This is a genomic window from Corynebacterium sp. UMB6689 (genome assembly GCF_030215295.1).
GTDB classification, from domain to species: domain Bacteria; phylum Actinomycetota; class Actinomycetes; order Mycobacteriales; family Mycobacteriaceae; genus Corynebacterium; species Corynebacterium aurimucosum.
In genome coordinates this window covers 1-243 of the sequence record NZ_JASOLS010000257.1, presented here as the reverse complement: position 1 = coordinate 243, position 243 = coordinate 1, and the positions used below count along the sequence as shown (strand labels likewise).

At 46.9% G+C, this 243-nt stretch carries 1 protein-coding gene; it reads left to right on the top strand.

The window, feature by feature from the left end:
* Window positions 1–243, top strand: a 243-nt coding sequence (locus QP363_RS13420; protein WP_284764856.1) for a DJ-1/PfpI family protein, incomplete at both ends; no start/stop codon positions are given.

Genomic DNA, 243 nt, shown 5'->3' with positions numbered 1-243 from the left:
AGATGTCTTGAACTTTGTGCGTCACTTTGCTTACAAGCATAAACCCATCTTCTCTATCTGCCATGGCCCACAACTTTTAGTTAACGCTGACGTCTTACACGGTAAAGACATTACCGCTGTTGCCCAAGTGGCCGTTGACGTGAAGAATGCTGGTGCTAATTACTTCGATGAAGAAGTCGTTATCGACTCCTCTGGCTTAATCTCTAGCCGGACACCAGATGACCTCCCTGCCTTTAACCAAGC